The sequence below is a fragment of the Polaromonas sp. P1_F6 genome (assembly GCF_056405695.1).
The window spans coordinates 121,565-144,048 of sequence record NZ_JBFUBQ010000006.1; the positions used below are offsets into that span (position 1 = coordinate 121,565).

A 22,484-nucleotide genomic window follows, 5' to 3' on the forward strand; every position below is an offset into this window, starting at 1 on the left:
TTTTGCTCGCCTGCGCCAAACGGTCTGCCGCGCTGGCCGTCTTTGATCAGATGCTGCAATTGCGCCCCGCAGACCCTTATGCGCTGGCCAGCCGCGGCCATGTGGCGGCGCAGCTCCAGCTCACGCAGGAATCCATTGCCAGCCTTCGGCAACTGACCGCTGTCAGGCCCGGGCAGGCGGCAGGCTGGTTCAACCTGGGTTACGTGTTGCAGCAGGCGGAGCGCCATGACGAGGCCGGGCCGGCCTTTGAACGCGCGGTGGTGCTGGACGCGCGCCTGGACCAGGCCTGGTATGGCCTGGCGCTGGTGCACATTCACGCGCACCGGTTTGAGGAAGCCGCCGAGGCCCTGAAAAAGAACACAGCCCTGCAGCCTTTGAGCCCTTACGGCTGGTATCGGCTCGCGCAGGTGTGGGTGGCGCTGGGCCAGCCCGCCAAGGCGCGCAAGGTGATTGCACACCTGAGTCGCTTTGAGCCGCGTGTGGCGGCCCAGTTCGAGCGCGAGAACGAGGCCGTTTTTGCGGCCACCGGCGAGGCAGCCCATGCAGCCCACTGAGAGTCACCGCCGTTACTGGCGCAAGAACCTGGTTGTGACGGCTGCGCTGCTCCTGATCTGGTTCAGTGTCACGTTCGGCGTGAGCTACTTCGCGCGGGCGCTGAATTTCACTTTTTTTGGCTGGCCTTTCAGCTTCTGGATGGGCGCGCAGGGCGCCCTGGTGGTGTATTGCCTCATTGTCGGGTTTTATGCCTGGTACATGAACCGGCTCGACATCGAGCATGACGTGGCGGACGAGGACTGAATGGGCGGCTTTTTTGGTTCGCGCGACGGGGTCATGCTCTCGAGCCAGCAGTTCAAAAAGCAGCTGGACCGCATCTACCGCTGGTACACGCTGGGCCTGGTGGTGTTTGTGGTCGTCCTGGCGCTTCTGGAACGTGCGGGCCTGCCGCGGCTATGGATAGGCACGGCCTTCCTGCTGGCCACTATCGGCCTTTATGCGGGCATAGGCGTCATGAGCCGCACCACCGACGCCTCCGAATACTATGTCGCGGGGCGGCGCGTGCCGGCGGTCTACAACGGCATGGCCACCGGCGCCGACTGGATGTCGGCGGCCTCCTTCATTGGCCTGGCGGGAACGCTTTACCTCACGGGTTACAGCGGGCTGGCCTTCATCATGGGCTGGACAGGCGGCTACTGCCTGGTGGCGCTGGTGCTGGCGCCTTACCTGCGCAAGTTCGGTCAGTTCACCATTCCGGATTTTCTGGGAGAGCGCTACGGCGGGCGACTGCCGCGGCTCATCGGCGTGGCGGCGGCCATTCTGTGTTCCTTCACCTATCTGGTGGCGCAGATTTACGGCGTCGGCCTGATCACCTCTTACCTGACCGGCATCGCGTTCGAGCTGGGTATCTTCCTGGGGCTGGGCGGCATTCTGGTGTGCTCGTTCCTGGGCGGCATGCGCGCGGTGACCTGGACGCAGGTGGCCCAGTACATCATCCTGGTGGTGGCCTATCTCATTCCGGTGATCTGGCTGTCGGTCAAGCAGACGGGCGTGCCGGTACCGCAACTGGTTTATGGCTTTCAGCTTGAAAAGGTCACGGCCAAGGAGAAAGAGCTGACGGCCGACCCCAAAGAGTTGCAGGTGCGCGAGCTGTTCCGGCAGCGCTCGGAAGCGTTGTCGGGCAGGCTGGAGCACCCCGCCGAGTCGCTGGCCGCCGACAAGCTGGCCGCCGCCAAACGAATGGAGCAGCTCAAAAGCGGCAATGCATCCGTGGCTGAAATTTCATCGGCCGCCAGGGCGATGGCCGGTATGCCCCGGGACGAGGCCGCAGCCGTCAAGGCCTGGACGGCGGCCAGGGCCGCTGCGGATGTCAAAACCCAGCCGCTTAACGGCATGCCCGCCCACGCGGCCCAGTTCTCAGGCAACCCGGACGGGACCCCGAAAGAGCAGGAGACTTACGACACTTCGCGCCGCAATTTTCTGGCGCTGGTTTTTTGCCTCATGGTGGGCACGGCGGCCTTGCCGCACATCCTCATGCGCTATTACACCGTGCCCAGTGTGCGGGAAGCGCGGCAATCAGTCACCTGGTCGCTGGTGTGTATCTTCCTGCTTTATTTCACCGCACCGGCACTGGCCGTGCTGGTGAAATACGAGATATTCACCGTGCTGGTGGGCATGCCGTTTGACCAGCTGCCCGCCTGGGTGCATTCCTGGACGCGGGTGGACCCTTCGTTGCTGTCGGTCACCGATATCAACAAGGACAACATCCTGCAGCTCAATGAGATGAACATAGGCGGCGATATTGTGGTGCTGCTGACGCCCGAGCTTGCAGGCTTGCCGTATGTGATTTCAGGCCTGGTGGCGGCGGGTGGGCTGGCTGCCGCGCTTTCCACCGCCGACGGCCTGCTGCTGACGATTGCCAATGCGCTGGGCCACGACCTTTATTACAAGATGATCGACCCCAATGCATCAACGGTGAGCCGGGTGACGGTGTCCAAGATATTGCTGCTGATCGTGGCCTTGCTGGCGGCCTATGTGGCGGCGCAAAAGCCGGCGGACATCCTGTTTCTGGTGTCGGCCGCGTTCTCGTTTGCCGCCGCCTCGTTCTTCCCGGCGCTCAGCCTGGGGATCTTCTGGAAGCGCGCCAACGGCATCGGGGCCGTGCTGGGCATGGTGTCGGGCCTTGGCGTAACCTCGTATTACATGTTCACCAACCAAGCTTGGCTGCGCGCCACCTTCGGCATTACCTCGCCGGTGCAGCTGTGGTGGGGCATAGACCCGATTTCGGCCGGGCTTTTCGGCGTTCCGGTCGGTTTTGCGGTGATTGTGCTGGTGAGCCTGCTCACCCCGCCACCCAGCCAGAAAGTCCAGGAACTGGTGGAATACATCCGCTATCCGGACCTGAAACGTCTCTGAAAAAGCTCAAGCCACGTGGTTTGGCTGCCTGGATTGTCGGGGCGCCGTGCGCCAACGCCAAAGCGTGCCAGCCAGCCATCCCAGCATGAGCAGCCCAAACGAGACCCAGGCGATATACGACAGCCGGTTGGCCATTTCCTGGCGTGCCGAGAAATTGAAAGCAAATGGCTTGTAGCTTGCGAATTTCTGGGCTTCCTCGCGTTGATCTGCACGGAAAAGATCGCCTGGTTTGCAGTTGTTTTCTTTTGGGTAAACGTAGCAGGCCGGGTTTTTCAGGTTCAGGAAACCGTTGTGCTCGGCAAGAACTGGCCCTGTTGTCAGGCCTTCTGCTGAGAATTTCTCCAGGCTGTAGCCGAAAACGGGGTTATAGCAAAATAGCGCCGACTTGCCTGCAGCCAGGAGGTTGTTGGATGTCACTTGCAGAATGCCCGTCTCGGTCTGCATGTCTGCACGGCTTCCGAGTTCCCGGATTCCAGCGGCAAATGTGCCGTCCCGTAATTTTTTTTCAGCGATTACCACACTGCGGGGGTCATATCCCTGCCACGAATAGAACTCCCGGCCTTCAAGCGCTGACTGCGCCACTGTTGCCGTGAGGCAGGCTGCCACGGCCAGGCTTTTCCAGCGTTTCCAGGTCGCGCGTTGCAGCAGCAAGCCCATACCGACGGCGAAAATGGTGATGTACACCACCAGCCAGCGTACCAGCGTGCTGGCCGAGTTGACGATGGGCAGCGTCTTCAGGAAGGCATTCCACCGCGGATCAAAGTAGTTAAGTGCCAAAGGCACGGCCAGGCTCAGCAGCAAGGCAGAGCCCAACAGAAATTGACGCCAGCCCGGAAGCCGAAATGCCGTTGTTGCTCGGCGAATCCTGTCAACCATAAGGCAAACCAGTAAAACGGCGCTCGCCATCCCGAAGTTGAAGGCCCACTCATGCGGCGATTGCGTGGCCTGCAGGTTGGTCATGGAAGCCTTGCCGATCTGGTAGGCCTGCTGGGACTCCAGAAAAAGTGCTGCGACGGTCATTCCCGCCGCTTCATGCCATGAAGGTGCGCCCGGCAGCGGATAAAAAGTACGAGGAAAAAGGGCAAGAAAGGAAAAGGTTGCCATCAGCTTGGACGCCGAAAGCGCCAAGCCGACGACGCTGGCAATCAATCCCCTCGCCATAAACTGCCGGAGGTCGCCGCCGTTCATGCAATGCAGCAGACCGATCACGAAAACAGCGAGGCCCCCCGCGAGCATCAGAGTGCTGAGGCCGGAATGCACCCAATAGGCAAGCACAACCCCCGCCAGCACTGATATCCCGGCCTGATCGAGTCGCGAGCGGATAGGCAGCAGGAGCAGTAAGGCCAGCCAAGGCACCAGGGCAAGCCCATGGAAGCCGACATGCCCGATGATGATCCGGTGTGGAAGAAACCCGTTGAACATCAGCAAGCCGCCCACCAATACTGCCGCCAGGGGCCCGGTTAAAAAGACCTTGCGCGCCAGCAGATAACCGCCCCAGAACATCAGGCTCGCGCTCAGGCACAGCAACAGATATGCGGCGTTGATCGGTCCGGCCAATATGGCCAGTAACTGTGGAAACGAATAAAAAGCGGACTGTGGATCAGGAAAAAAGGGCTGACCGGCACAGAATGACGGTGTAAACCATGGGGTGCTCAATCCGTTCGTGGAAAACCAGATGTGCCCATCCAGCCAGTTGGGCAACATCAGCGAGTAGTCATGACCCAGCCATCCTCTTTCCAGGGGGAAAAAGGGCTTGAAAATCAGGCCAAGGCAGAGCAACAGGAGGCCGTATACCAGCCAGACCGCATAGGTCGCATGCCGGCCTGAAAGGCTTGCTGGCGCGTGAGGCAGTTGCATGTCGACGGCGTAGGTAGGCGGGTGCGGGATGGTTGTAGTCCAGCGCATCCGGATCTGGCGGGAGATTAACACGCAGTAACAATCAGCCAAAGAGCTTCATTGCATGGGTCATTGCGTGGGTTCTACCCGGCTGTGCCCGGTGCTGGTGCCAGCGCTTTGAAGCAGGGGGAAACTACCCCAAAAGCTGCGATTTCTTGGGTTTGCAGGTCGCTGGCCAGGCCAAACTGGCATCCGAACAAGTCTTCAGGCTATAATCATGGGCTTCGCCTTGCTGCACCCTTAACGACGCTGGGGCAGCTTCAATTAACCACAAGGAGAGTTTATGCGTCACTATGAGATCGTCTTGCTGATCCATCCGGATCAAAGCGAGCAAGTCCCAGCCATGCTGGAACGTTACAAGGGCATGATCACCGCCGGCGGTGGCAAAGTGCACCGTGTCGAAGATTGGGGCCGCCGCCAGCTGGTGTACCTGATCCAGAAACTGGCCAAGGCCCACTACCTCTGCATCAACATCGAAGCCAGCCAGGCCGTGATGGAAGAAATTGAACACGCGTTCAAGTTCAACGATGCCGTGCTGCGCCACCTGACCGTGGTGAAGAAGAAAGCCGAAACCGGCCCGTCCCTCATGATGCGCAACGTCGAGAGGGAAGAAGCCCGTAAGGCCCAACAGCAGGAGTATGCGGCTTAATAGCCACCATGCTGTTGAACGCCTCGCTGCTGCGCATCTGCTTTTGAGCAAGAGCCCGCAGTGAACCACGTTGAACTGACCGCCTGTATCGCCGAGGCAAGTCCTCTTCGCTACACGCCCGCTGGAATCCCCGCCGCCAATTTCGTCCTCGAACACGAGTCCGAAATCGTCGAAGCCGGAGTCACCAGACAGGTCAAGTTGACGGTAAGGGCGGTGGCCTTCGGAGCGCTGGCTGAGCAATCAGCCAAATCCCCGCTAGGCAAACCCTTCAGGTTCACCGGTTTTCTCATCAATGCGCGCACCAGCAAAGGTGTTGTTTTTCATATCCAGGCTCTGCACAAGGTAGAGCAAATACCGAACCCCATTTAAGGAGTCCATCATGCCCGGACCAAAACGTTTCAACAAAGACAAGCGCCCCAAGCGCAATACCCAATCACTGCTGTTCAAGCGCAAGCGTTTTTGCCGCTTCACAGCCGCTGGCGTTGAAGAAATCGACTACAAAGACATCGACACCCTGCGCGATTTCGTAGCCGAAAACGGAAAAATCATCCCCGCTCGCCTGACCGGCACGCGCGCGATTTTCCAGCGCCAGATCAACACCGCCGTCAAGCGCGCTCGCTTCCTCGCGATGCTGCCTTACAGCGACCAGCACCGTAGCCTGTAAGGAGCACGACCATGCAAATTATTCTGCTCGACAAAGTCGTGAACCTCGGTAACCTCGGCGAAATCGTCAAGGTCAAAGACGGCTATGCACGCAACTTCCTGATCCCTTCGGGCCGCGCACGCCGCGCCACGGAAGCCAACAAGGCCGAATTCGAAGCCAAACGCGCCGAACTCGAAAAAGCTGCAGCAGCCAAGCTGGCCGAAATGCAGGCCCAGGGCGCAAAGCTCGGCGGCACCACCGTCAAGCTCACGCAAAAAGCCGGTGTTGACGGCCGCCTGTTCGGCTCCGTCACCAACCATGACATCTCGGCCGAGCTGACCAAGCAGGGCTTCCCTGTGCTGAAGTCGCAAATCCGCATGCCTAACGGTCCGCTGAAGATTGTTGGCGACCACGCCGTGACCGTTGCCCTGCACACCGACGTGGCAGTGGACATCACCGTCACCGTGTACGGCGAAACCGCTTAAGCGTTTTCGCCCTCCGCAAAAAAGCCGCTCGCCGAGCGGCTTTTTTCATGGCTGTTCATATCGATTGGCTATACACAAGCTCCGGGTGTATTTACACCGAATTTCCAACGCTTATTCACAACTTTGTCCACAGCGGTTTTTCGTAGCGGGCTTAGTATTTCAGTCTCTCAAGGAAACCCATGTCCGCCGTACTTTCCACCTATGACGATCCCGGCTACAGCCCCGACCGCCAGATCGCCCAGCTGCGCATTCCGCCGCACTCAATCGAGGGTGAATCCAGCGTGCTGGGCGGCCTGCTGCTCGACAACGGCGCGTGGGACCGTGTGGGCGACCTGCTGACCGACCAGGACTTCTACCGCTCCGAACACAAGCTGATCTATGCCGCCGTGGGCGCGCTCATCAACGCCTCCAAGCCGGCCGACATCATTACGGTGTACGAGCACCTGCAAAACCAGGGCAAGGCCGACGAAGTAGGGGGCCTGAGCTACCTCAATTCCCTTGCGCAATACGTTCCTAGCGCGTCCAACATTCGCCGCTACGCAGAAATCGTGCGCGAGCGTTCCATCCTGCGCAAACTGGTGTCCGCCTCGGACGAGATTTCCACCAACGCCTTTAACCCGCAGGGCAAAGACGTCGCGACCATCCTCGACGAAGCAGAGCAGAAGATCTTCAAGATCGGCGAGCAGGGCTCGCGCATGAAAGAAGGCTTCCAGAGCATGGATACGCTGGTCGTGAGCCTGCTCGATCGCGTCACCGAGATGGCCGAGAACCCGCAGGATGTCACCGGCGTGCCCACGGGCTTCTACGACCTGGACCGCATGACGTCCGGCTTCCAGGCCGGTGACCTGGTGATTCTGGCGGCGCGCCCCTCCATGGGCAAAACCGCACTGGCCATCAACATTGCCGAAAACGTCGCCTTGCTCGAAGGTCTGCCCGTTGCCGTGTTCTCCATGGAAATGGGCGCCTCGCAGCTTGCCGTGCGTATTGTCGGCTCCATCGGCCGCATCGACCAGACCCATTTGCGCACCGGTGCCCTCACGGACGAAGAATGGCCGCGCCTGACCGAAGCCATTGAAAAGCTGCGTACGGTTTCGTTGCACATCGATGAGACTCCCGGCCTCACGGTGAGCGAGCTGCGCGCCAACGCCCGCCGCCTGGCCCGCCAGTGCGGCAAGCTCGGCCTGATCGTGGTCGACTATTTGCAGCTCATGAGCGTATCCGGCGGCATGGCAGACGAGAACCGCGCCACGGCCGTCGGCGAAATCTCACGTGGCCTGAAAATGCTGGCCAAAGAGCTGCAGTGCCCCGTGATCGCGCTGTCGCAGCTCAGCCGCGGCGTCGAGTCCCGCACCGACAAACGCCCCATGATGAGCGACCTGCGCGAGTCCGGCGCCATCGAGCAGGACGCTGACATCATCATGTTCATTTACCGCGACGAGTACTACACCAAAGAGGCCTGCAAGGAGCCCGGTGTCGCCGAGGTCATCATCAGCAAACAGCGTAACGGCCCGACGGGCACGGTCAAGCTGGCCTTCCTGAACCGCATTACCAAATTCGAAAGCCTGGCCAGTGGCGGCAGTGGGGATTTTTAAGGCCTGAAGAAACTCGCAAGCCTTCCTGTCGCATCGACGTGGCCATGGCGCAGCCGCCTCCTAGGGTTTTCCGGCGGCCGTTTTCGGGGAAACGGTGATTTAATGGCAGAAAACAGCTGCAGGCCAATCAAGCCGGGCGCAAGCAGCTATCAATACAATAGCTAAAGGAGGAGGTTCCATGCCGATGCCCCTGCGGATTCTTACCGTCACCTCACTGTAGGTCCGGGAATCCATGCCTGTTTCCTCCGTCATTTCCGCTGCCATCCCCGACGCCGACATCCTGGCGCTTTTGCGTGGCGACGCGCTGTTCGCCGACCTGTCCGGCAGCCAGCTTGCACGCCTGCTCGGCAGCCTGCACACGCTCGAATTCGCCGCCGGCGACACGCTATACGAGAAAGGCGCGCCGGCCGAATATCTATACGTGATCGAAGCCGGCGAGCTGCAGCTGACCACGCCGGCCGGCCGTACTGTGGTGCTGCCCGGTATGCGCTGCGGTGAAGAAGCCGCCTGCGACACGGCCAATTATCTGTGCAGCGTCACGGCCGCCACGCGGGTCAGGGCGGTGCAGGTTCCGCGCGACGCCCTGGCCGAGCTGGCTGCAAAATCGCCCGCCTTGCGCAACAAGGCCTGGCTGACGCTGATGGGTTATGTGGGCGGCGAATCCTTTCTTGCGCCGGCCCCCGGCAAGCCCGCCGCCAAAAAGCCGGCCAAACCCATTTCCCGGCGCGAGCTTGTCGGCTGGCTGGGTGTGGTGCTGGTGCCGCCCGCGATTTATTTCCTTTCCGGCATGGCCGGGCTGGTGGTGGAGGCCTCGTTGTTCCTGGCCATCCTGTCGGCCACGGTGCTGATGTGGCTGTTCAACCTGGCCGATGAGTTCGTGCCGCCGCTGGTGGCCATTACCGCGGTGTTGATCGTGGGTCTTGTGCCCTACGAAGTCGCTCTGGCCGGGTTCTCGTCAAGAACACTCACCACGCTGGTCGGCGTGTACGCGCTGGCCGCCGTGATTTCCGCCTCGGGCCTGAGCTACCGCTTCATGCTGTGGTTGCTGATACGCCTGCCCGACACGCCGTTCTGGCACCAGGCGGCGCTGCTGCTGTCGGGTTACCTGCTGTCGCCCATCATGCCTTCTGGCAATGCGCGGCTGTCGCTGGTGCTGCCGTTTTACCGCGACATGATCGAAGGCCTCAACCTGCCGGCGCACAGCAAGTCCGCCACGGCCTTGATGGCCGCCACGTTTTCCGGCGCCATGCTGTTCTCGCCGATGCTGCTGACCAGCAAGTCGTCCAACCTGACGGCTTTCGGCATGCTGCCCGTGCAACTGCAGGACCAGTTCCAGGGCCTGTTCTGGTTTGCCGCTGCCGGCGTGGCCGCGCTCACTGTCACGGCCATGCACCTGGTGGTGGTGCGCCTGTGTTTTGGGCGCACGGCCCAGGCCGCTTTGCCCAAGGAAAGGCTCAAGCGCCAGCTGGCCTTGCTGGGCGACGTCACCCGGTCCGAAAAAGCTGCACTCACCGGTTTCCTGTTTTTCCTGCTGGGCGCCGGCACCGCCGGCTGGCACCAGATTTCTCCTGCGTGGCTGGCGGCCTTTTTGCTGGTGGGCCTGCTGCTCATGGGCTTGCTGAGCAAGAAAGACTTCCAGCAGAAGATCGACTGGCCGATGATTTTCTTTCTGCTCAGCCTCGACGGCCTGAGCCGCGCCATCAGCTACCTGGGGCTGGACACCGCACTGGCCCATTCGGCGGGCAACATGTTTGATTTCGTCGGCGGCAAAATGGTCTGGTTCATTCCGGTCGCGCTGGTGGTCACGCTGCTGCTGCGCCTGGTGCTGCCGATCACCGCCGGCATGATCGTGGCTGCGGTCATCCTTCTGCCGATCGGGCAGGCGCAGTTCATCAACCCCTGGGTCGTGGTCTTCCTGACTGCGATGTTCAGCGACATCTGGTTCATGCCCTACCAAAGCTCGCAGTACCTGCAGGTCATGGGCAGCGGGCTGGACCGCTACTACAAACACACCGATTTCCTGCGCTATAACCACTGGATGAACCTGGCGCGCCTGCTGGCGGCCTATCTCTCGATCCCTTACTGGGAATGGCTGGGCCTGGTATGAAAAATGGAACCCTCGCCGTCCTGACGGGCGCGGCCCTTCTTGTCGCGTTGCTGCTGCTGGGCATGTTCAACCTGTCCAAGCCGCGGGTGCTGGTGCTGCACAGCTCGGACCGAAGCTCCACCACCGTCGGCAAGATGGACGAAGGCATACGCCATGTCCTGGACAAAAACAGGCAGCCCTTGACTGTTCGCTGGCATTACCTCGGCATAGACCGCCTTCCCGATGAAGACCATCGCCAGGACGCCGCAAAAGAAGGCCTGCGCGCCATTGAGCAGTTCAACCCCGACCTGGTGATTGCCGTAGATGACGAAGCCCAGCAATACGTGATGCGCCGCTTCGCCGGGCAGGGCCGTCCCAGGGTGGTGTTCGCCGCCATAGACCATGAGCCCGCAGAGTACGGCTACGTGGGCGCAGCCAACGTCACCGGTGTGGCCGAGCGCCTGCCGCTGGCCGCCATGCGCGACTTGCTGCAGCACGTCAAAAAGGGCCAGCCCGTACGTGTGGCGGTGCTGGGCGACGCCGGCCCCACCAGCCAGGGTCAGCTCAGGCAGGTCGAGGCTTTCAACTGGGCGCCGCACAGCGTGGTGGCTACCCACACACTGGGCGATTTCCCCGCCTGGCAGGCTGCCACCAAGGCCATGGACGGCAAGGCCGATGTGGTGTTGGTGCTCTCGCACGGCAGTTTGCGTGCCGGGCCCGCAGCGGCCGGCGTGGTGCCCGATGCCGAGGTGATCAAGTGGCTCGAAGCCAATGCCGCGCCCTTGCCGCTGGGGGTCGATATTGAATACGTTCAGCAGGGCGGGGGGCTCAGCGTAGCGCCGTCTGCCAAGTCGATGGGGGAAATCGCTGCCGCCGACGCCCTAGCCTGGCTGAAGGCAAAACCCGCCAGTGCACCACCGCTTCCGGGCCAGGACGCGCGCTACAGCGTGGGTTTGCGCGCTGCCGCACTGGGTGCCCGCAACATCACGCTGCCGTCGATCTACACCGAGGCCGCGCGGCTGGAGCAACTCTACTACCCCTGATACCCGCTATTACCGAGGCGTAATGGGTTCCAGCCCGGTTTTCCGGATGACGGGCGCGGCCGCCGCAGTGGTAAAGAAACGAATCAATGCACGTGCGGCATCCTGCTCGACAGCATCGGTGGCAATGCCCGCTGAAAACACGGTGACGCGCTGTACTTCATCCGGCAGTGGCCCCACGTAGTCGATGCCCGGAACCGGAAGCAGTTCGCTGACCTGCTGGAAGCCCAGTTCGGCATCGCCGCGGGCCACCACGGTGCCCACCCGCTCGCTGAGTATTTTGGTGCTCTTGCCCGCAACCTGCGCGGAAATTCCCAGGCGCTGGAACAGCTCGGTCGAGATATAGACACCGCTCGCGCTGGCCGAGTAGGCAATGGACCGGGCGTCCAACAGCGTGCGCCTGAGCGCGTCGACCGTGCTGATGTCAGGCTTGGGCGCACCTGCGCGTACAACCATGCCGATCAGGGAGCGCACCAGGTCCACCCGGCTGCCGGCTTGCACCTTGCCCTGGCTGATGAGCGCATCCAGCGCCGGCGCCGCCAGGATCACGATGTCGGCCCGCTCCTTGCGCGCCAGCCTGTTCGGAATGGCATCCGGTGCGTCGCCCATGGAAGCGCCATACGCCGTGATGACTTTGTGCCCGGTTGCACGCTCAAAGGCCGGCACCAGCTCGTTGTAGGCGGCGGTAAAGCCGCCCGAGGTCATCACGTGAATGTCGGCCGCCCACGCGGCGCCGCCGGGCCACACCAGCACGGGCAGCAGCAGCCAAAAGATCCTGCAGAACTTCAGAAGTTGTTGCATGCCATCTCCTCGTTTCTTCGATTTGCAGCGTGGATGCGTGGCTCAGCGCACGCACTCAAACCCGTACTGCTCGGGGGTCGGCTTTGTCACCAGCCGGGCGTGCAGGCCGCGCTTCTGGCATTCCATTTCAGCGATGTCGGTGGCTTCGCCCAGTTTCGACGGGCGGGCTTTGACCACAATCAGTTTGTCATTGACGCTGACCAGTTCGGCGGCGCAGCCGGACATCAGGACGCAGGCGAGCAGGGGGAGTAGTGTTTTCATGGTTGTTTCCTTCTAAAGATAAAGACAATTTTGGCCGTCAGGGTTTTTAAGTAAAAAGCGGTTGAAACCCTTTGTGGATAAGCGCAGCCAGCTATCAATTTGGTAGCGTATTGCGGCCGCGCTTACCCCAGCCCCAGCGCTTTGTACACCCGCAGCGCGCCATAGGCATCGTTGGCCGCATAAATGATCTGCGCTTCCGTCAGCCTTTCATTGGCCCAGTTGGAGGTGGCGGCTTTCTTGGACTTGAGGAAGCGCTTGTTGAACATCACGGCCACGGCGCCGCGCACACCCATGTCCTTGCGGTAGCCGCGCTCGCGGAACACCACGTTCAGGTCCAGCACGCCCTGCAGGTCTGTGCCCAGCTTGCGGATGATGCGGCGCTGGTCGTCCCCCAGGCCGAAGCCGGCCTTGATGATGGCGGGCGAGCTCAGCAGCAGCCCGACCACGCGGCGGCATTCGGCGTCTTCGAGCTGGAAGATCCAGGCCTTGTCGAGCGCCGAAAGCTGCACGATGTGCGGCCCTTCAGAGGCCTCGTTTTTGGCAAAGGTCGGTTTCGACTCGGTGTCAAAGCCCAGCACCGTGGCGCCAGCCAGGGCCTGCAGCGCTGCGGCGGCCTGGGCCGGTGTCGCCACCACCTGGATCTGTCCCAGGCTCAACCGGTCGAACGGCTCCAGCAGGGCAATTTCTTCTTTTCCGGGGGTTGGGTGACGCTCTGTCATGGGTATTGGGGCATAAGTGGGCAAAAAACAGGGCCGCGGCAAGGTCTGTGCAAGGCTAGAGCTTACAGTCAGGGTTAACGCATTACACCGGACAGCCCCCGACCGCCCTCACTCATCCACACCATGGCAGCAGCACAAAGCATCACCACCGAGCAATACAAGCTCTTTCCGTCGCCGCGCAACCGGCACCGTACGATTTTTCTGCACCAGGTGTTTGTGCCGCACTCCTTCATGCTGATCGACATGGAAAGCTACGGGCTCAAGGGCAAATACAGCCTGTTCGGCGCCTGCCGCCTCGCCGACATGCGCATGGGGCAACTGGTGACGCTGGAGCTGCCCGAAGACGAGGCGACCTTCAACGCGAAGTTTGTGCCGGACTGACACGAGCCGTGCGTTCAACCCGATTTACCGGATGCCGCTGACGCCGCGCAGCATTTCATGCACGTCATGCGTCATTACCGCCAGAAACGCCGCCAGGGCCAGGTAATAAAAGCCGTATTCAAAGCGCGTGGCGGCACTGGTGGCGTAATAGGTTTTCGCCTCTTCGCTGTCTGATTTATAGCGTATGGCCTTCAGCAGCTGCGGCCCGGCCAGCAGCGCCATCAGGATCAGCATGGGGCTGGGCCGCCAGAAGAACAGGCCCACCAGCACCGGCACCCCCAGAAACCAGATGCGCGGCGACAGCACCGCGGTGATGCGGCCTCCGTCAAACGGAGACAGCGGAATCAGGTTGAAGAGGTTCAGGAAAAAGCCGGAATAGGCAATCGCCAGCAGCAGATTGCTGTCCTGGTCGCGCGCCAGAAAATAGCAGGCCAGCGCGCCTATCGTGCCCAGCAGCGGGCCGCCCAGGCCTACATACGCTTCGGTTTCGGCGTCATGCGGCATGTCCTTGAGCTCTACCCAGGCGCCCACAAACGGAATGAAGGTGGGCGCGCCCACATTGAGGCCGCGCTGCCGCGCCGCAATGTAGTGGCCCATTTCATGCACAAACAGCAGCGCCACAAAACCCACCGCGTAGCGCCAGCCGAACAACAGCGCGTAGGCAAACACCGAAATCAGCATGCTGCCGCCCGTCAGCAGCAACTTGCCGAACTTGGCGCCGGTGAAAAGCAGCAGCAGGAGTTTCGTCACGCGAAGGTGCTTTTCAGGCGGTGGGCGGTGCGGGAGGTTTTGCCGGGGTGGTTGGCGCGTTTGCCGCACTGCCGAATGCGGCAGGAATCGTCTCCTGTTCGGCGGCCGCGACCGGCATGGGCGCTGCAGCCGGTTTGCGCTTGAAGTATTTCAGGAACACCGCGCCAAACCCCGCCACGGCCAGAAAGATCACCTTGGCAAATTTGGCAAAAAAGAGCGCGGCGACGGCGAAGAAGCCGAGTTTTTTCGCGGCCACGCCCAGCACCAGCGCGGCCAGGCCGTATTCGGCCACCTTGTCGGTTTTGGAGTTGAAATCGGCATAACGTTTGCCGTCGTTGTATTGCAGGGCCGACAGCAGCTCCGCGGCGACGGGTTTGTCTTTCGGCAAATCATTCAGCGCCGTCACCAGGTTCAGGCTGAAGTAACCTTCACGCCCCAGCGCATAGGTGTTGTAGTTCACCCCTTGCGCGGCATCGGGCGCTGCGCCGCGGTCCTTGCTGGACATGGCCCACACCAGCCGGTGGGTGGCGGCGTTGTAGGCCGGTTTTTCGGCCCAGCCGACAATTTCCATTTCAGGAAAACCCATCTTCTTGCGTTCGCTGTTCGAGGCCTCTGTGCCTTCGCGGTAGCTTTTGAGTAGGTCGTCGGCGTTCCAGTCCTTGGCGTCGTCGTCTTTCACGTAGCCTGCGGACTCAAAGCGCACCGTGACAAACCAGGAGTCGTTGGCCGCCGGAAACACCAGGCCCTGCAGCCGCGAATCCTTGCCGGGGTTGCCCATGGCATTGAGAAGCCTGGCGGCCTGCGGCTGCGGCACAAAAATGCGGCCGGCCGGCAGCTTCAGCACCGCCTGGTCGGCCAGGGCAATATCCTGCGGGCCTTCCTTGGCTGCTGTACGGGCTTCTGCCCAGATTTTTTCGGCTTCGTCTTTTGTCATCGGCTGCGCCATGGCAGCACCGCAAGACAGCACAACCGCCAGCGCACAGATGCGCGTCCACAAATGGTTCATCAAGTCCTCCCTGTTGGAATAAATTTCCGGATATTCTGACACGGGCTTTGGGGGAACCGGCGGCTGTTTGATCTGGATCAACAGCGCCCCTGATCGCCTCCCTATAGTCAAACTGGCTGCACGGTGTCCGGTTGGCTCTTCCCGGCGCTTCCTGGCTGTTGTCCGGCTGTTGCCGGGTTGGCTGGCCGGCAGGGTGCATCCGTTAACCAGGGGAAAGATCCATGAGCATCCATCACGTCAGCTACCACAGTGGGGAATTGCCCGCGCCTCCCGCCGCTGCTGGCCTGGTTGACCTCACCATGCCGTTGGCCGGCTTCTCGCAATGCCACTTCGGTATCGTGTCCCAGCTGCAGGCTTTCGCCGAACTGCCGGCCTTGCTGGCCGCGGCGGCGCAAGCGCGCAACGTCGCTTCGCACACGCTCAGCCTCTTCAAGTACGCGGTGGCAGGCCACCATGCCGACGAAGAAAATGAGTTGTTCCCGGCGGTGTTGCGCAGTGCCGCCAAGGGGGAAGAGGCCGACAAAGTCAGCGCGATGATCAAGCGCCTGGTGGCCGAGCACCGCAAGATCGAATCGATCTGGAAAGACCTCGAACCCGCAGTGAAAGCGGCGGCAAAAAGCCAGCCGGCAGAGCTGGACCTGCAAGCGGCGGAGGCGCTGGTGCAGGCCTACCTGAAACACGCGCGCTTTGAAGAGGAAGAATTCCTTCCGCTGGCCGAAACCATCCTCGGGCGCAACGGCAACCACATGGCGGCACTGGGCCTGTCGCTTCACCTCAGGCATGCGCCCATGGTGGTGGGGCATGTCTAGGCGCTTGCGTGGCTGAAATGTGTTGCACCGGAATATTCAAGCAAAAACAGGCTGTAGCCCAATAGGGTAAAGCGCAAGCAGCTATTAAAAGTATAGCGTTCCGGCTGCTGAAAACCTGCCGTGCGGCGGCCGCCTTCAGCCCTGCAGCTGCTGCGCCAGCAGTACCGCGACGTGAATCGCCTCGCGCTGCGCGCCGTCCCTGATCTGGTGGCGGCAGCTGGTGCCGTCGGCCACCACAATGGCGTCGGGCTGCTTGCGCACCGCTGGCAGCAGGCTGAGTTCGGCCATCTGCATCGACACCTCGTAGTGGTTGGCCTCGTAGCCAAAGCTTCCTGCCATGCCGCAGCAGCTTGACTCGATCAGCTCAGGTTTTGCGCCGGGAATCAGCTTGAGCACATCCATGATAGGGCTGACCGCGCCAAAAGCTTTCTGGTGGCAGTGGCCGTGCAGCAAGATGGGTTGGGCCGTCGCTTTCAGCCGGCCCTTGAGCTTGTCGAGTTTGCCGTCGGCTGCCTCGCGCGCCAGAAATTCCTCCAGCAGCAATGCATGGCGGCTGATGGTGTGCGCTGCTTCGCCCAGGCCCATCACCAGCATCTCGTCGCGCAGCGTCAGCAGGCAGGAGGGCTCCAGGCCGACGATGGCGATGCCCTTTTCGGCAAAGGGCAGCAGGGCTTCCACCACCTCGCGCGCCTTGGCTCTGGCCTTGCCTACCATGCCGCTGGCCAGGTAAGTGCGGCCGCAGCACAGGCTCTTGCCGTCGGCCTCGGTTTTCGCAGCCACATGCACCGTGTAGCCGGCGGCCTGCAGCACCTTCAGTGCAGCCAGTGCGTTTTCTGACTCAAAGTAGCCGTTGAAAGTGTCCACAAACAGCACGACCGGCCGTGCGGCGGCCAGCACTTCTTCGCGGCTGGCGGTCGTGATGCTTCCTTTCGACGCCGCGCCGGGTTTGTTCAGGCGCTTCCAGAAGGTCTGGCGCGTCCATTGCGGCAGTGTGCGGCGGGCCGACAGGCCCATCAGTTTTTCGCTCCAGGCCGCCAGCACCGGCACCTTGTCGCGCAGGTTCAGCAGCGGCGCCAGGCGGCTGGCCCAGTGGGCATAGTCGGGCAGGTACGCCACCATCTTGTCTTTGAGCGTGTAGCCGTGCTTGTGCTTGTAGTGGTGCAAAAACTCCACCTTCATTTTGGCCATGTCCACACCGGTGGGGCAGTCGCGCTTGCAACCCTTGCAGCCCACGCACAGGTCCATGGCTTCCTTTACAGCCTCGCTGGTGAAGGCGTCTTCGGCCTTCATCCCGTCGAGCTGCCCGCTCAATGCCAGGCGCAGTGTGTTGGCGCGTCCGCGCGTCAGGTGCTGCTCGTCGCGTGTCACGCGGTAGCTGGGGCACATGGTGCCGGCATCAAACTTCCGGCAATGGCCGTTGTTGTTGCACATCTCCACGGCCTTGGCAAAGCCGCGGGCCGGGTCGCCGCCGCTGCCGGGTGCGCTGGTCCTTTCGGTGGCCGGGTCGTTCTGCACGTCCCAGGCGCGCCAGTCCAGCGCAGTCTTCAGGGGAATGACACGATAGCCCGGCGGAAACCGCATCAGCCGCGTGTCGTCCATCTTGGGCGGGTTGATCATGCGTCCGGGGCTCAGCAAGCCCGCCGGGTCCATGTATTGCTTGATGTCGGCGAAGGCCTGGCTGATCTCCGGGCCAAACTGCCACTTGATCCATTCCCCGCGGCACAGGCCGTCGCCGTGTTCGCCGCTGTAGGCACCCTTGAACTTGCGCACCAGCACGGAGGCTTCTTCGGCAATCGCGCGCATCTTGGGTGCGCCTTCACGCCGCATGTCCAGGATGGGCCGCACGTGCAGCGTGCCGACGGAGGCATGGGCATACCACGTGCCCTTGCTGCCGTACTTCCTGAAGATCTCGGTCAAGGCGTCGGTGTAGGCGGCCAGATGCTCCAGCGGCACGGCGCAGTCTTCGATAAAACTCACCGGCTTGCCGTCGCCCTTGAGGCTCATCATGATGTTGAGGCCGGCCTTGCGCACCTCCCACAGGTTTTTTTGCGGTGCGTCCTCGGTCATCTCCACCACCGAGTCGGGCAGCAGCAGGTCGCCCATCAACTCGCCCAGGCGCTTGAGCTTGGGCAAGAGCTCGGCCTTGCTGGCACCCGAAAACTCCACCAGCAAAATGGCCGCCGGATCGCCGATCAGCGCGCTGCGGATCGTCGGCGCAAAGGCCGGGTTTTGCAGCGACAGGTCAATCATCGTGCGGTCGACCAGCTCTACCGCAGTGAGCGCGCCTTCGCCGATTTTGACGATGAATTGCGCCGCATCCATGGCGCGGTAAAAGGTCGGGAAATTCACCACACCCAGCACCTTGGCCCGGGGCAGCTCGCTCAGTTGCAGCGTCAGCGACCGGGTCAGCGCCAGCGTGCCTTCGCTGCCTATGAGCAGATGCGCCAGGTTGACCGAGCCGTCGCTGGTGTAGGGCCGCTCGCTCTGCGGGTCGAAGATGTCCAGGTTGTAGCCGCCCACGCGCCGCATGACTTTGGGCCAGCGCCGCTTGATGAGGGGGTGCAGCTCCTCGGCCAGCGCACGCACGTGGCTGCCCAGCTCGCGTGCCTTGCCGCTGCTGCCGGCGTAAGCACCCAGTTGCAGCAGGCTGCCGTCGGATGTCCAGGCTTTGGCACCCAGCACGTTGTGCACCATGTTGCCGTAGGCAATGCTGCGGCTGCCGCAGGAGTTATTGCCCGCCATGCCGCCCAGCGTGGCCTGCGCGCTGGTCGAAACATCCACCGGGTACCACAGGCCGTGTTTTTTCAGGGCTGCGTTCAGGTGGTCCAGCACAATGCCGGGCTCTACCTCGGCGGTACGCTCTTGCGGGTTCACCGCCAGGATGTTGCGCACATGCTTGGCGTAGTCGATGACAAGGCCGGTGCCCACGGTTTGCCCGCACTGACTGGTGCCGCCGCCGCGCGGCACGATGGGCACCTGCATGTCGCGGCAGATGTCCAGCGCGGCCTTCACGTCGTCTGCCGTGCGCGGCACAAACACTCCCACAGGCATGACCTGGTAGATGGAGGCGTCGGTGGCGTAACGGCCCCGGTCGGCCGGCGAAAACAGCACTTCGCCCTGTGTTTCGGCGGCCAGCCGTGCCGCAAGCCTGCCGGCAACTTCATTGCTGATGCGGGCCACGTTGTCGTAGGCGTGGGCCGCGGCCTGCCGGGATATCTTGAGTGGAAGGGGGGCGTTCATCGCGGGCGATCCGGGTTTTGTGTGGGTGTTGAGGCCCGGCCCTGAAGCCAGGCAAAGGTCACGTTGCAGGTCACGCCCTGGAAGGCGTGCTGGCGGGCGCCGCCGCGGCGCGCAGTTGCTGGACCACGACTTCGCGCTTGCTGGCCAGGTGGCCCAGCAGCACCTTGCGCATGGCGGCGGTGTCGCGCGCAGCCAGTGCGTCAATCATCAGCTCGTGTTCATTCACAGCTGACTTCCATTTTTCTTCGTCCTGGTTGGAGCGAAAGCGCAGCGCCTGCAGGCGCGCGTTGACCTGCCGGTAGGTGGTGGTGAGCACCGGGTTCTTCGCGGCCGCGTTGATGGCGCTGTGAATGGCGGAGTTGAGCCGGTAGTAGTTGGGCAGGTCGCGGCGCGTGTAGGCGGCCATCATTTCAAAGTGCATGGCCTTGATTTCGGCCAGCTCATCGTCGGTGATGCGCTGGGCGGCCAGTTCGCCCGATTGCGCCTCCAGCCCGGCCATGACCTCAAAGGTATTCAGCACGTCGGCTTCGGTGAGTTCCACCGCTATCGCACCGCGGTTGGGCAAGAGCTCGACCAGGCCCTCTGCGGCCAGCATCTTGATGGCCTCGCGCAGCGGTGTGCGCGAGACGTTCAAAACTTCGCTGAGTTCGCGCTCATTGAGCTTGGCGCCCGGGTGGATGCGGTTTTCAACCAGCATCTGGCGCAGGCGGTGCGCCACCTGTTCGTGAAGGGCAGCGCGGGGGATGGGAATGATTTCGGCGGCCATAAGCAAATTTTGTATGCAAAAAACAGGGGTGTCAAATCAATTTGTAACCCTTTGCTCTATTGACAAATGAATTTTGTATGCAAAAAATAGCGCCCTACTTCTGGAGTTTTTCGCCATGTTGACGCTTGACTTTCACCCCACCGGACGTCATTTTCTGCAAATTCCCGGCCCTTCGCCGGTGCCTGACCGCGTCCTGCGGGCCATGAGCCTGCCCACCATCGACCACCGCGGCCCTGAATTCGCGGCGCTGGGCCTCAAAGTGCTGGTCGACATCAAGAAGATCTTCCAGACCCAACAACCCGTCATCATTTACCCGGCCTCCGGTACCGGCGCCTGGGAAGCCGCGCTTTCCAACACGCTGAATGCGGGTGACCATGTGCTGATGTACGAAACCGGCCATTTCGCCGCGCTGTGGCAAAAGCTGGCTGCGCGCCTGGGCCTCAAAACCGAAGTCATCGGCTACCCCGGCGCCGACGTCTGGCGCCATGGTGTCCAGGCCCATCTGATTGAAGAGCGCCTGAAGGCCGACACCCAGCACAGCATCAAGGCTGTCTGCGTGGTGCACAACGAAACTTCCACCGGCGTGACCAGCAACATTGCCGCCGTGCGCAAGGCGATTGACGCCGCCAGACATCCGGCCCTGCTGCTGGTCGACACCATTTCGGGCCTGGCTTCGGCCGACTACCGCCACGACGAGTGGGGCGTTGACGTCAGCATCAGCGGCTCGCAGAAAGGCCTGATGCTGCCGCCCGGCATCAGCTTCAACGCCGTGTCGGCCAAGGCCATCGAAGCCAGCAAAAAGGCCACGCTGCCCAAAGCCTTCTGGGCCTGGGATGAAATCATCGAGATGAACAAGACCGGCTACTGGCCGTCCACCCCCAACACCAACCTGCTGTACGCCCTCAGCGAAGCCTGCGACATGCTGCTGGAGCACGGCCTGGAAACCGTGTTTGCGCGCCACCAGCGCTGGGCTGTCGGCGTGCGTGCGGCGGTCAAGGCCTGGGGCCTGCAGATCCAGTGCGCCGATGCGGCCGTGTATTCGCCGGTGCTGACCGGCGTCATGACACCTGAAGGCATCGACGCCGACGCAGTGCGCAAGATCATTTACGAACGCTTTGACTGCTCACTGGGCACCGGCCTGGGCAAGGTCAAAGGCAAGATGTTCCGCATCGGCCACCTGGGCGACTGCAACGACCTCACGCTGATGGCGGCGCTGAGCGGCTGTGAAATGGGTCTGAAACTTGCGGGCGTCAAACTCGCGGGATCGGGTGTGCAAGCCGCCATGGACCACTTTTCCAGCCATGCGGCTGTGGTGCCGCAGCGCAAGGCAGCCTGATCACCCGCTGCGCACGACCGCAGGGTGTTACGTCAAACGGTCATCAAAATTCCATAAATTACCGAATCAAAAAGGGAAACCATGCAACGCAGAACCTTTATCAGCGCGACGGCGGCCACAGCCGCCATGGTGGCGTCACCCATGCTCAGGGCGCAAACGCTGCCCAGTGGGCCGGTGCGCATTGTGGTGGGTTTCCCGCCCGGCGGCGGCACCGACGCGCTGGCGCGCGTGGTGGGCCAGAAGCTGTCCACCATGTGGAACACCTCGGTCATCATTGAAAACAAGAGTGGCGCGGCCGGCGTGATTGCCGCCGACTACGTGGCCAAGCAGGCCGGTGACGGCAACACCTTGCTGATGGCCCACATCAACAGCCACGCGCTGGCGCCAGCACTGGGCATCAAGCTCGGCTACGACGCTGATCGCGACTTCGTGCCCATCAGCATGGTCGGCGTCACGCCCAACATGCTCATCTGCAATGCCGACCAGCCCGCCAAAACCGTGAAGGACCTGGTGGCCTTGTGCAAGGCCAAACCCGGCCAGATCAGCTTTGCTTCTGCGGGCGGTGGTTCGGCCCAGCACTTTGCACTGGAAATGTTCAAGCTTCAGGCAAAGATTTTTGCGCTGCACATTCCTTATCGCGGCTCCGGCCCGGCGCTGGTCGATCTGATCGGCGGGCAGGTCAACTACTGCTTTGAAACCATGACCTCGGCCACGCCGCATGTCAAAAGCGGCAAGGCCATCGCGCTGGCGCAAACGCGCCTCAAGCGCGCCAAAGGCCATCCCAATGTGCCCACCATGGCCGAGTCCGGTTTCCCGGGTTTCGAAGCCACCGTGTGGTACGGCCTCATGGGCCCTTCAAAGATGCCGCCGGCCATGGTCCAACGCATGAACGAAGACGTCAACAAGGTACTGGCCATGTCTGACGTGCAGGAAAAGATGGACCAGTATGGCGCCGAAGACGGCGGCGGCAGCACCGAAAAATTTGCGGCCTTCATCAAGATGGAGCAAAAGAAGTGGGCGCAGGTGGCCCAGCAGGCCAAGGTCAGGGTCGACGCCTGACATACACCGCGCACCGGAAGCACAAGCCGGCCTTGGGCCGGCTTTTTTATTGACA

Annotated in this window: 22 protein-coding genes; 14 read left to right on the forward strand and 8 right to left on the reverse strand. The window is 62.0% G+C overall.

Going from position 1 to position 22,484, the window contains the following annotated elements:
• The first annotated feature begins 50 nt into the window (after positions 1 to 50).
• The 3 genes from AC1DY9_RS17300 to AC1DY9_RS17310 are packed head-to-tail and all read left to right on the forward strand — an operon-like array spanning position 51 to position 2,910.
• Positions 51 to 554: a tetratricopeptide repeat protein gene (locus AC1DY9_RS17300; RefSeq protein ID WP_477667137.1), complete on the forward strand. Its 504-nt coding sequence runs from the start codon at positions 51 to 53 to the stop codon at positions 552 to 554.
• Entirely contained in the window at positions 541 to 798 is a 258-nt protein-coding gene (locus tag AC1DY9_RS17305; protein WP_457278787.1) for a DUF4212 domain-containing protein, read from the forward strand. Before AC1DY9_RS17300 ends, AC1DY9_RS17305 begins: the two co-directional genes overlap by 14 nt.
• The gene (locus AC1DY9_RS17310) at positions 799 to 2,910 is read left to right on the forward strand and encodes a sodium:solute symporter family protein (protein WP_457278786.1); all 2,112 of its coding nucleotides are present in this window, start codon (positions 799 to 801) and stop codon (positions 2,908 to 2,910) included. It abuts the gene before it with no gap.
• A gap of 6 nt (positions 2,911 to 2,916) precedes the next feature.
• On the opposite strand, the gene AC1DY9_RS17315 is transcribed toward AC1DY9_RS17310, so the two are convergent.
• Positions 2,917 to 4,767: a hypothetical protein gene (locus tag AC1DY9_RS17315; RefSeq protein WP_477667138.1), complete on the reverse strand. Its 1,851-nt coding sequence runs from the start codon at positions 4,765 to 4,767 to the stop codon at positions 2,917 to 2,919.
• Positions 4,768 to 5,089: 322 nt separating this feature from the next.
• On the opposite strand from AC1DY9_RS17315, the gene rpsF reads away from it, so the two are divergent.
• The 7 genes from rpsF (at position 5,090) to AC1DY9_RS17350 (ending at position 11,304) form a co-directional block, all read left to right on the forward strand.
• Complete coding sequence (gene rpsF, locus AC1DY9_RS17320) at positions 5,090 to 5,455, forward strand: 30S ribosomal protein S6 (RefSeq protein WP_007871089.1); 366 nt, start codon at positions 5,090 to 5,092, stop codon at positions 5,453 to 5,455.
• Between the two features lie 60 nt (positions 5,456 to 5,515).
• On the forward strand, positions 5,516 to 5,824 hold the full coding sequence (gene priB, locus AC1DY9_RS17325; protein WP_457278784.1) for a primosomal replication protein N: 309 nt from the start codon (positions 5,516 to 5,518) through the stop codon (positions 5,822 to 5,824).
• 10 nt (positions 5,825 to 5,834) lie between these two features.
• On the forward strand, positions 5,835 to 6,119 hold the full coding sequence (rpsR, locus tag AC1DY9_RS17330) for a 30S ribosomal protein S18 (RefSeq protein ID WP_077592883.1): 285 nt from the start codon (positions 5,835 to 5,837) through the stop codon (positions 6,117 to 6,119).
• 11 nt (positions 6,120 to 6,130) lie between these two features.
• Complete coding sequence (gene rplI / locus AC1DY9_RS17335; protein ID WP_457278783.1) at positions 6,131 to 6,583, forward strand: 50S ribosomal protein L9; 453 nt, start codon at positions 6,131 to 6,133, stop codon at positions 6,581 to 6,583.
• Positions 6,584 to 6,762: 179 nt separating this feature from the next.
• Positions 6,763 to 8,175 carry a replicative DNA helicase gene (gene dnaB / locus AC1DY9_RS17340; RefSeq protein WP_457278782.1) on the forward strand — a complete coding sequence of 471 codons (1,413 nt, stop codon included), beginning with the start codon at positions 6,763 to 6,765 and terminating at the stop codon, positions 8,173 to 8,175.
• A 232-nt stretch (positions 8,176 to 8,407) separates the two neighbouring features.
• On the forward strand, positions 8,408 to 10,282 hold the full coding sequence (locus tag AC1DY9_RS17345) for an SLC13 family permease (protein ID WP_477667139.1): 1,875 nt from the start codon (positions 8,408 to 8,410) through the stop codon (positions 10,280 to 10,282).
• The gene (locus AC1DY9_RS17350) at positions 10,279 to 11,304 is read left to right on the forward strand and encodes an ABC transporter substrate-binding protein (RefSeq protein ID WP_477667140.1); all 1,026 of its coding nucleotides are present in this window, start codon (positions 10,279 to 10,281) and stop codon (positions 11,302 to 11,304) included. Before AC1DY9_RS17345 ends, AC1DY9_RS17350 begins: the two co-directional genes overlap by 4 nt.
• 9 nt (positions 11,305 to 11,313) lie before the next feature.
• Here the strand turns inward: AC1DY9_RS17350 and AC1DY9_RS17355 are convergent, their stop codons facing one another.
• From AC1DY9_RS17355 to AC1DY9_RS17365, 3 genes are all read right to left on the reverse strand, one after another.
• The gene (locus tag AC1DY9_RS17355; protein ID WP_477667141.1) at positions 11,314 to 12,102 is read right to left on the reverse strand and encodes a substrate-binding domain-containing protein; all 789 of its coding nucleotides are present in this window, start codon (positions 12,100 to 12,102) and stop codon (positions 11,314 to 11,316) included.
• A gap of 42 nt (positions 12,103 to 12,144) precedes the next feature.
• Positions 12,145 to 12,363 carry a hypothetical protein gene (locus AC1DY9_RS17360; protein ID WP_457278778.1) on the reverse strand — a complete coding sequence of 73 codons (219 nt, stop codon included), beginning with the start codon at positions 12,361 to 12,363 and terminating at the stop codon, positions 12,145 to 12,147.
• Positions 12,364 to 12,485: 122 nt separating this feature from the next.
• The gene (locus AC1DY9_RS17365; RefSeq protein ID WP_457278777.1) at positions 12,486 to 13,082 is read right to left on the reverse strand and encodes a 3'-5' exonuclease; all 597 of its coding nucleotides are present in this window, start codon (positions 13,080 to 13,082) and stop codon (positions 12,486 to 12,488) included.
• 123 nt (positions 13,083 to 13,205) lie between these two features.
• On the opposite strand from AC1DY9_RS17365, the gene AC1DY9_RS17370 reads away from it, so the two are divergent.
• Positions 13,206 to 13,463, forward strand: coding sequence for a hypothetical protein (locus tag AC1DY9_RS17370; RefSeq protein ID WP_457278776.1), 258 nt, complete (start codon positions 13,206 to 13,208; stop codon positions 13,461 to 13,463).
• A 24-nt stretch (positions 13,464 to 13,487) separates the two neighbouring features.
• Here the strand turns inward: AC1DY9_RS17370 and AC1DY9_RS17375 are convergent, their stop codons facing one another.
• The gene (locus AC1DY9_RS17375) at positions 13,488 to 14,213 is read right to left on the reverse strand and encodes a site-2 protease family protein (RefSeq protein ID WP_457278775.1); all 726 of its coding nucleotides are present in this window, start codon (positions 14,211 to 14,213) and stop codon (positions 13,488 to 13,490) included.
• A 13-nt stretch (positions 14,214 to 14,226) separates the two neighbouring features.
• On the reverse strand, positions 14,227 to 15,219 hold the full coding sequence (locus AC1DY9_RS17380) for a DUF2167 domain-containing protein (protein WP_477667142.1): 993 nt from the start codon (positions 15,217 to 15,219) through the stop codon (positions 14,227 to 14,229).
• A 221-nt stretch (positions 15,220 to 15,440) separates the two neighbouring features.
• Between AC1DY9_RS17380 and AC1DY9_RS17385 the strand changes: the two genes are divergently transcribed.
• Positions 15,441 to 16,028, forward strand: a complete 588-nt coding sequence (locus tag AC1DY9_RS17385; protein ID WP_477667143.1) for a hemerythrin domain-containing protein — start codon at positions 15,441 to 15,443, stop codon at positions 16,026 to 16,028.
• 135 nt (positions 16,029 to 16,163) lie between these two features.
• On the opposite strand, the gene AC1DY9_RS17390 is transcribed toward AC1DY9_RS17385, so the two are convergent.
• Both AC1DY9_RS17390 and AC1DY9_RS17395 read right to left on the reverse strand, forming a co-directional pair.
• Positions 16,164 to 19,268, reverse strand: a complete 3,105-nt coding sequence (locus AC1DY9_RS17390) for an FAD-binding and (Fe-S)-binding domain-containing protein (RefSeq protein ID WP_477667144.1) — start codon at positions 19,266 to 19,268, stop codon at positions 16,164 to 16,166.
• 70 nt (positions 19,269 to 19,338) lie between these two features.
• Entirely contained in the window at positions 19,339 to 20,034 is a 696-nt protein-coding gene (locus AC1DY9_RS17395) for a GntR family transcriptional regulator (protein WP_457278771.1), read from the reverse strand.
• Positions 20,035 to 20,149: 115 nt separating this feature from the next.
• Between AC1DY9_RS17395 and AC1DY9_RS17400 the strand changes: the two genes are divergently transcribed.
• Together AC1DY9_RS17400 and AC1DY9_RS17405 are read left to right on the forward strand one after the other, a co-directional pair.
• Positions 20,150 to 21,370 carry a pyridoxal-phosphate-dependent aminotransferase family protein gene (locus AC1DY9_RS17400; protein WP_477667145.1) on the forward strand — a complete coding sequence of 407 codons (1,221 nt, stop codon included), beginning with the start codon at positions 20,150 to 20,152 and terminating at the stop codon, positions 21,368 to 21,370.
• 81 nt (positions 21,371 to 21,451) lie between these two features.
• Complete coding sequence (locus AC1DY9_RS17405; RefSeq protein ID WP_457278769.1) at positions 21,452 to 22,429, forward strand: Bug family tripartite tricarboxylate transporter substrate binding protein; 978 nt, start codon at positions 21,452 to 21,454, stop codon at positions 22,427 to 22,429.
• Positions 22,430 to 22,484 lie beyond the last annotated feature (55 nt).

Excerpts from the sequence above, each read along its gene's own strand:
- AC1DY9_RS17300 (WP_477667137.1), top strand. The coding sequence starts at position 51 with ATGCTGCAATTGCGCCCCGCAGACCCTTATGCGCTGGCCAGCCGCGGC.
- AC1DY9_RS17305 (WP_457278787.1), top strand. The coding sequence starts at position 541 with ATGCAGCCCACTGAGAGTCACCGCCGTTACTGGCGCAAGAACCTGGTT.
- AC1DY9_RS17310 (WP_457278786.1), top strand. The coding sequence starts at position 799 with ATGGGCGGCTTTTTTGGTTCGCGCGACGGGGTCATGCTCTCGAGCCAG.
- AC1DY9_RS17315 (WP_477667138.1), bottom strand. The coding sequence starts at position 4,767 with ATGCAACTGCCTCACGCGCCAGCAAGCCTTTCAGGCCGGCATGCGACC.
- rpsF (WP_007871089.1), top strand. The coding sequence starts at position 5,090 with ATGCGTCACTATGAGATCGTCTTGCTGATCCATCCGGATCAAAGCGAG.
- rpsR (WP_077592883.1), top strand. The coding sequence starts at position 5,835 with ATGCCCGGACCAAAACGTTTCAACAAAGACAAGCGCCCCAAGCGCAAT.
- rplI (WP_457278783.1), top strand. The coding sequence starts at position 6,131 with ATGCAAATTATTCTGCTCGACAAAGTCGTGAACCTCGGTAACCTCGGC.
- dnaB (WP_457278782.1), top strand. The coding sequence starts at position 6,763 with ATGTCCGCCGTACTTTCCACCTATGACGATCCCGGCTACAGCCCCGAC.
- AC1DY9_RS17345 (WP_477667139.1), top strand. The coding sequence starts at position 8,408 with ATGCCTGTTTCCTCCGTCATTTCCGCTGCCATCCCCGACGCCGACATC.
- AC1DY9_RS17350 (WP_477667140.1), top strand. The coding sequence starts at position 10,279 with ATGAAAAATGGAACCCTCGCCGTCCTGACGGGCGCGGCCCTTCTTGTC.
- AC1DY9_RS17355 (WP_477667141.1), bottom strand. The coding sequence starts at position 12,102 with ATGCAACAACTTCTGAAGTTCTGCAGGATCTTTTGGCTGCTGCTGCCC.
- AC1DY9_RS17360 (WP_457278778.1), bottom strand. The coding sequence starts at position 12,363 with ATGAAAACACTACTCCCCCTGCTCGCCTGCGTCCTGATGTCCGGCTGC.
- AC1DY9_RS17365 (WP_457278777.1), bottom strand. The coding sequence starts at position 13,082 with ATGACAGAGCGTCACCCAACCCCCGGAAAAGAAGAAATTGCCCTGCTG.
- AC1DY9_RS17370 (WP_457278776.1), top strand. The coding sequence starts at position 13,206 with ATGGCAGCAGCACAAAGCATCACCACCGAGCAATACAAGCTCTTTCCG.
- AC1DY9_RS17380 (WP_477667142.1), bottom strand. The coding sequence starts at position 15,219 with ATGAACCATTTGTGGACGCGCATCTGTGCGCTGGCGGTTGTGCTGTCT.
- AC1DY9_RS17385 (WP_477667143.1), top strand. The coding sequence starts at position 15,441 with ATGAGCATCCATCACGTCAGCTACCACAGTGGGGAATTGCCCGCGCCT.
- AC1DY9_RS17390 (WP_477667144.1), bottom strand. The coding sequence starts at position 19,268 with ATGAACGCCCCCCTTCCACTCAAGATATCCCGGCAGGCCGCGGCCCAC.
- AC1DY9_RS17395 (WP_457278771.1), bottom strand. The coding sequence starts at position 20,034 with ATGGCCGCCGAAATCATTCCCATCCCCCGCGCTGCCCTTCACGAACAG.
- AC1DY9_RS17400 (WP_477667145.1), top strand. The coding sequence starts at position 20,150 with ATGTTGACGCTTGACTTTCACCCCACCGGACGTCATTTTCTGCAAATT.
- AC1DY9_RS17405 (WP_457278769.1), top strand. The coding sequence starts at position 21,452 with ATGCAACGCAGAACCTTTATCAGCGCGACGGCGGCCACAGCCGCCATG.